Source organism: Klebsiella sp. MBT K-1 (genome assembly GCF_002556465.1).
In the GTDB taxonomy this organism is placed as follows: domain Bacteria; phylum Pseudomonadota; class Gammaproteobacteria; order Enterobacterales; family Enterobacteriaceae; genus Klebsiella; species Klebsiella grimontii.
Genome location: NZ_PDEL01000008.1, coordinates 281,110 through 287,604, shown reverse-complemented (window position 1 = coordinate 287,604; position 6,495 = coordinate 281,110). Strand labels below are relative to the sequence as shown.

General features: G+C 52.1%; 5 protein-coding genes and 1 other annotated feature. Of the genes, 2 read left to right on the top strand and 3 right to left on the bottom strand.

Annotated elements, in window-relative coordinates; all coding sequences use genetic code 11:
• Window positions 1-351: 351 nt before the first annotated feature.
• The 3 genes from clpB to rluD form a co-directional block, all read right to left on the bottom strand.
• Window positions 352-2,925, bottom strand: a complete 2,574-nt coding sequence (gene clpB, locus CMQ96_RS14630) for an ATP-dependent chaperone ClpB (RefSeq protein ID WP_024358389.1) — start codon at window positions 2,923-2,925, stop codon at window positions 352-354.
• A gap of 127 nt (window positions 2,926-3,052) precedes the next feature.
• A complete protein-coding gene (gene yfiH / locus CMQ96_RS14625) occupies window positions 3,053-3,784 on the bottom strand; it encodes a purine nucleoside phosphorylase YfiH (protein ID WP_024358390.1) in 732 nt (243 codons plus the stop codon).
• Window positions 3,781-4,761, bottom strand: coding sequence for a 23S rRNA pseudouridine(1911/1915/1917) synthase RluD (gene rluD / locus CMQ96_RS14620; RefSeq protein WP_004123738.1), 981 nt, complete (start codon window positions 4,759-4,761; stop codon window positions 3,781-3,783). Before rluD ends, yfiH begins: the two co-directional genes overlap by 4 nt.
• Window positions 4,762-4,893: 132 nt before the next feature.
• Between rluD and bamD the strand changes: the two genes are divergently transcribed.
• On the top strand, window positions 4,894-5,631 hold the full coding sequence (bamD, locus tag CMQ96_RS14615) for an outer membrane protein assembly factor BamD (protein WP_004123741.1): 738 nt from the start codon (window positions 4,894-4,896) through the stop codon (window positions 5,629-5,631).
• Window positions 5,632-5,902: 271 nt separating this feature from the next.
• Window positions 5,903-6,238 carry a ribosome-associated translation inhibitor RaiA gene (gene raiA, locus CMQ96_RS14610; protein ID WP_004104616.1) on the top strand — a complete coding sequence of 112 codons (336 nt, stop codon included), beginning with the start codon at window positions 5,903-5,905 and terminating at the stop codon, window positions 6,236-6,238.
• A 106-nt stretch (window positions 6,239-6,344) separates the two neighbouring features.
• Window positions 6,345-6,469: a sequence feature (Phe leader region), on the top strand.
• Window positions 6,470-6,495 lie beyond the last annotated feature (26 nt).

Genomic DNA, 6,495 nt, shown 5'->3' with positions numbered 1-6,495 from the left:
CTTTGAGTGCCCACACAGGTTGTCTGATAAATTGTTAAAGAGCAGTGCAACGCGGCTTTCGCTCACCGTTGCGAGGTGGCGTATATTACGCTTTCCTCATTCAGAGTCAAGCGTTTAATTTCGCTTTTCTCTGCCGGTATTCATTGCTGAATCCCGCTGACCCGGCGGCTTGTGCCGTTGTTCCGTGTCAGTGGAGGCGCATTATAGGGAGTAATTCTGAAGTGGCAAGGGGAATTTTAAAAAAAAACCTCACCTGCTTAATTTTTGGCCAAAATATCGGCTGAGATTAAATTATTGCCTGGTTTTTAAACAAAAACGAGCCCAGGGGGCCCGTTTTTGCTGTTTTGTGATTTACTGCACTGCCACTATCCGGTCATTTTTCACGACCAGCTGCACTTCTTTACCTGGTATCAGCTCACCGGAAAGAATCTGCTGTGCCAGGGGGTTTTCGATCTGCTGCTGGATAGCACGTTTCAGAGGACGTGCGCCATAAACCGGATCGTACCCATTTTCGCTCAGCAGCTTCAGCGCCTCATCAGAGAGGTGGACTTCGTAGCCGCGCTCCTCCAGTCGTTTATACAACCGCTGCAGCTGAATCTGCGCAATAGAAGCAATGTGTTTTTCACCTAACGGGTGGAAGACAACCACTTCATCAATACGGTTGATAAACTCCGGGCGGAAGCTTTGACTAACCACACCCAGCACCAGATCTTTCATGTGACTGTAATCCAGCGCACCAAAACGTTCCTGAATGAGATCCGAACCGAGGTTGGAGGTCATAATGACAACCGTATTGCGGAAGTCGACCGTTCTCCCCTGCCCGTCAGTCAAACGTCCATCGTCCAGTACCTGCAGCAGAATGTTAAAGACATCCGGATGCGCTTTTTCCACTTCATCCAGCAGGATGACGGAATAAGGACGACGGCGGACCGCCTCAGTGAGATAGCCACCTTCTTCATAACCGACGTATCCCGGAGGCGCCCCAACCAGACGTGAAACGGAATGTTTCTCCATAAACTCTGACATGTCGATACGTACCATTGCATCGTCGCTGTCAAACATAAAGTTAGCCAGCGCTTTACAGAGTTCTGTTTTACCTACCCCAGTAGGACCGAGGAACAGGAACGAGCCAATCGGACGGTTAGGATCGGATAACCCGGCACGACTACGGCGGATCGCATTCGATACCGCTTCAACCGCTTCGTTCTGACCAATAACGCGGCTATGCAGCTCCTGCTCCATACGCAGCAGCTTCTCACGTTCGCCTTCGAGCATTCTCGCAACCGGAATCCCCGTCCAACGAGCCAACACTTCCGCGATTTCCGCATCCGTGACTTTATTCCGCAGCAGGCGCATCGTCTTGCCTTCAGACTGCGTTGCCGCCGCCAGCTGTTTTTCCAGTTCCGGGATCTTGCCGTACTGCAGCTCGGACATCCGCGCCAGATCGCCGACGCGACGCGCCTGCTCAATCGCGATTTTAGCCTGTTCCAGCTCGGCCTTAATCGTCTGGGTGCCGGAGAGCGACGCTTTTTCAGCCTTCCACTCTTCTTCTAAGACTGAATATTGACGCTCTTTATCCGCCAGTTCCTCATTCAGCATATCCAACCGCTTAATGCTGGCTTCATCAGACTCTTTCTTCAGCGCCTGCTGTTCCAGCTTGAGCTGAATGATGCGACGATCGAGTCTGTCCAGCTCTTCCGGTTTTGAGTCAATCTGCATACGGATACTGGATGCAGCTTCATCGATCAGGTCAATAGCTTTGTCCGGCAGCTGTCGGTCAGCGATATAACGGTGGGACAGCGTAGCCGCCGCTACAATCGCCGGGTCAGTGATCTGCACGTGGTGGTGCAGTTCATAACGTTCTTTCAGACCACGCAAAATCGCAATGGTATCTTCAACCGTCGGTTCCGCAACGAACACTTTCTGGAAACGACGCTCCAGCGCGGCGTCTTTCTCAATGTACTGGCGATATTCATCCAGCGTCGTGGCGCCCACGCAGTGCAGCTCACCACGCGCCAGCGCCGGTTTCAGCATATTCCCGGCGTCCATGGCACCGTCTGCTTTACCTGCGCCCACCATCGTGTGCAGCTCATCGATAAACAGGATGACGTTGCCTTCCTGCTTGGCGAGATCGTTTAGCACGCCTTTTAAGCGTTCTTCAAACTCACCGCGATACTTGGCACCCGCCACTAGCGCGCCCATATCGAGCGCCAGGACCCGACGCCCCTTCAATCCTTCCGGTACTTCACCATTGACGATCCGCTGCGCCAGTCCTTCAACAATGGCCGTTTTACCTACGCCGGGTTCACCAATAAGCACCGGGTTATTTTTGGTACGACGCTGCAGAACCTGAATCGTTCGACGAATTTCTTCATCACGGCCAATCACCGGGTCAAGCTTACCCTGCTCGGCACGTTCGGTTAGATCGACGGTAAATTTTTTCAAAGCCTGACGTTGGTCTTCGGCTCCCTGATCGTTCACGCTTTCACCTCCGCGCATTTGTTCAATCGCCTGACTCACGTTAGCGGTTGTGGCTCCGGCGGATTTTAAAAGGTCGGTCAGCGTGCCGCGGGATTCAAGTACCGCCAGAACGAACAGTTCTGACGAAATAAAGTTGTCCTTTCTCTTTTGCGCCAGCTTGTCGCAAAGGTTAAGGATACGCACTAAATCCTGGGACGGTTGAACATCGCCACCGGTACCTTCCACCTGCGGCAATCGGCTCAACGCCTGTTCAATATTGGTGCGTAACTCTCCGGCGTTAATGCCAGCCGAAGTTAATAAAGGACGTACCGATCCCCCTTCCTGATTCAGCAAGGCGCTCATTAGATGAAGAGGTTCGATGAATTGGTTGTCGTGCCCAAGCGCAAGAGACTGGGCATCGGCAAGAGCAAGCTGGAATTTATTGGTAAGACGATCCAGACGCATAACTCCTCCCATAACAGGTCAAATTTGCTACTGGAGATTAAATGAGGTCATCCCTCAATTATTCAAGGTTAAAGACCTGAACTATGCAAAAATAAGTTTGCCTTCTGGATCGTCTTAGCTCGGCAGGTTATATCAGCCAGATGAAACTTGCCATACGACCCGTCGTCTTGTCGCGACGATAAGAGAAAAAATCATCTTTTTCGCTGAGGGTGCAGCGGTCGCCGCCAAAAATCTGCTCAACGCCAACGCCCGTCAGACGCTGACGAGCAAGCTGATAGATATCAGCAAAATACTTCTCACCCGCAGGGCGAAATGCGCGCTCCGCTTGAGCATCTTTTGCCACAAAGGCTTCGCGCACTTCCGGGCCGACCTCAAACGCATCCGGCCCGATGGCGGGGCCAAGCCAGGCCATAATGTTTTCCGGGCTATCGGCAAAACAGGCAACGGTTTCTTCCAGCACGCCTTCGCAAAGACCTCGCCAGCCGGCATGAGCAGCCGCAACTTCCGTACCCGCGCGGTTACAAAAAAGCACCGGCAGGCAATCTGCGGTCATTACCGCGCATACCGTACCCGGCACATTGCAGTATGACGCATCCGCGCGCTTTGAAGCGTACGGCCCGCCGTCGAGTTTCAACACTGCCGTACCGTGAACCTGTTCCAGCCACACCGGGTATGACGGCAGACCGCCGGCGGCGAACATGCGCCGACGGTTCTCTTCTACGTGCTGCAGATTGTCTCCGCAATGAGCGCCGAGGTTAAGTGAATCGTATGGCGATAAACTCACCCCGCCAACGCGCGTGGAACTACAGGCAGCCACGCCTTCCGGCATCGGCCATTGCGGTACAATCACTTTAGTCATAACCAGTCGATATCGTCTTTATGAGTTTCAAAATCAGCGCGCATGGCATCGATCAAATCAACCATATCCTGCGGAATTGGCGCATGCCATTCCATCTCAATACCGCTGATCGGATGGTATAAGCGCAGCATCGTGGCGTGGAGAGCCTGGCGGTCGAACTTACGCAGAGCAGTGATGAACTCTTCCGACGCACCTTTAGGCGGACGCGGGCGTCCCCCATAAACCTGATCGCCCACCAGCGGATGGGTGATGTGCGCCATGTGCACGCGAATCTGGTGCGTACGACCGGTCTCGAGGCGCAAACGCAAACGAGTATGAATGCGAAAATGCTCCATGATCCGATAGTGCGTCACCGCCGGTTTCCCCATGGGATGTACCGCCATATGCGTACGCTTGGTCGGGTGACGGCTAATCGGTTCTTCAACCGTTCCGCCAGCCGTCATATGACCAATCGCCACCGCTTCATATTCACGGGTAATTTCACGCAGCTGCAGGGATTCCACCAGCCGGGTTTGCGCTGGGATAGTCTTTGCTACCACCATTAAACCGGTGGTGTCTTTATCAAGACGGTGCACGATCCCCGCCCGCGGCACGTCAGCAATGGCCGGATAGTAGTGCAACAGCGCATTCAGCACAGTACCGTCAGGGTTGCCCGCGCCGGGGTGCACAACTAAATCGCGCGGTTTATTAATTACGAGGATGTCATCATCTTCATAAACGATATTGAGCGGAATATCCTGCGGTTGGAAACGGACTTCTTCTTCGATTTCAACATCGATAGCAATCGTCTCTCCCCCCAGCACTTTCTCTTTCGGCTTGTCGCTGACGCAGCCGTTTACCAGCACTCTCTGGTCAAGGATCCATTCTTTTATGCGCGAACGCGAATAATCCGGGAACAATTCGGCCAAAGCCTGATCTAAGCGTTGTCCGAGTTGATTTTCGGACACCGTTGCGTTGAGTTGTACTCGTTGTGCCATATACAGCTTCTTCGTTTTAACGTTGGGTTTTACGGCTTTGCCGTTTAATATAGTGTGCTATTGTAGCTGGTCTTAATCGGGAGCAGGAACAGAGATTCTCCCGCATAAACATTTTGAGGAAGTCAAAACGTCATGACGCGCATGAAATACCTGGTGGCAGCAGCCACACTGAGCCTGGCTTTGGTGGGTTGCTCTGGCTCAAAGGAGGAGGTGCCCGATAATCCGCCGAATGAGATCTACGCGACCGCTCAGCAAAAGCTGCAGGACGGTAACTGGAAACAGGCAATAACGCAACTGGAAGCGTTGGATAACCGTTATCCCTTTGGACCTTATTCCCAACAGGTACAGTTGGACCTGATTTATGCGTACTACAAAAACGCCGATCTACCGCTGGCTCAGGCCGCTATCGATCGCTTTGTGCGCCTGAACCCGACCCATCCTAACATTGATTACGTTATTTATATGCGTGGTCTGACAAATATGGCGTTGGATGACAGTGCGCTGCAGGGCTTCTTCGGCGTCGACCGTTCTGACCGCGACCCGCAACACGCGCGCGATGCCTTTAACGACTTCTCCAAACTGGTTCGTGGCTATCCCAACAGCCAGTACTCTACTGACGCCTATAAACGTATGGTGTTCCTGAAGGATCGTCTGGCGAAGTACGAGCTGTCGGTAGTTGATTACTACACCGATCGTGGCGCATGGGTTGCGGTAGTTAACCGCGTAGACGGCATGCTGCGTAACTATCCGGATACGCAGGCCACCCGCGATGCGCTGCCGAAGATGGAAAACGCCTACCGTCAGATGCAGATGAACGCGCAGGCTGACAAGGTTGCGAAAATTATTGCGGCCAACAGCAAGAACACCTGATAGCCCTTAGATAAGCAAAACGGCAGCCAAATGGCTGCCGTTTTTTTATTCGTTAAATAGCTCAGCTGAAGCGGTTTAGCGCCGAGTTAACCCATCAAATATGGCTCTCTTTCTTCCTTTCCACAAGTAAAATCTCACCTGTTCCTGTCCTGTCTCACAAAACAGATTTGTTGACAAAAAGTGACAATAAAATGTGATTTAAATCACGCATTTTGACATTGGGCGAGGTATGCTGAGTTCACCAAGACGGGAAAGACAAGAGGTAAAATTTATGACAATGAACATTACCAGTAAACAAATGGAAATTACTCCGGCAATCCGCCAGCACGTCGCAGACCGTCTCGCCAAACTGGATAAATGGCAAACCCACTTAATTAACCCGCACATCATCCTCTCTAAGGAGCCGCAGGGTTTTGTCGCTGACGCCACCATCAATACGCCAAACGGGCATCTGGTTGCCAGCGCGCGGCACGAAGACATGTATGCCGCGATCAACGAATTGATCAACAAGCTGGAACGGCAGCTTAATAAAGTGCAGCACAAAGGGGAAGCCCGCCGCGCCGCCACATCGGTGAAAGAGGCTGGCTTTGTGGAAGAAGAAGAGTAATCCTTAACTTAAGCTTGTGTCATGCCACGCGCCTCCGGGCGCGTTTTTTATTGACAGAGTGAAAACAGTACAGGTACTGTAATCCCCACTAACTCAAGGAATTCATCATGCAACCGAACCTGTTCTTCTTCGCATTCTTTTTTACCTTCCCCTGAATGGGAGGCAATTCGTCGTGTGATAAAGAATGCGAAGACGAACAACAAGGCCTCCCAAACGGGAGGCCTTTTTTATTGATAATCAATAACAAGAAAGGCAAC